Source organism: Alteromonas sp. G4i13, from assembly GCF_054960505.1.
Genome location: NZ_JBHNYX010000129.1, coordinates 1 through 435 on the forward strand (window position 1 = coordinate 1; position 435 = coordinate 435).

A 435-nucleotide genomic window follows, 5' to 3' on the forward strand; every position below is an offset into this window, starting at 1 on the left:
ATTACTCAATTTTGATTGATTACTATTAATATCAGCTTTCCAAATTGTTAAAGAACATTCGATGTTTCCTGCAAAAGCAGTACTTTCATCTTTAGAGTAAAAAACCCTAATCAATGCTTACTGAAACAGTAAATATTCATTAGGATTTCGGGTCCAACGTGACACGTTTCTACCTTTGTTACCTTCCTTTCACAAAGCAAGGAAATGGTAGGCTTGGGCAGACTTGAACTGCCGACCTCACCCTTATCAGGGGTGCGCTCTAACCAGCTGAGCTACAAGCCTTCAGTTTCTAAGTTTGTTAGCAACAAACCCAGTTTCAAGTAGATGGTGGAGCTAAGCAGGATCGAACTGCTGACCTCCTGAATGCAAATCAGGCGCTCTCCCAGCTGAGCTATAGCCCCATAACTTTTGTCGTTCTTCATTTTAAACAAGACT

General features: G+C 40.9%; 2 tRNA genes. Both read right to left on the reverse strand.

Going from position 1 to position 435, the window contains the following annotated elements:
- Window positions 1-205: 205 nt before the first annotated feature.
- A tRNA-Ile gene (locus ACFI6J_RS21605) sits at window positions 206-282 on the reverse strand.
- A gap of 43 nt (window positions 283-325) precedes the next feature.
- A tRNA-Ala gene (locus ACFI6J_RS21610) sits at window positions 326-401 on the reverse strand.
- Window positions 402-435: the final 34 nt, after the last annotated feature.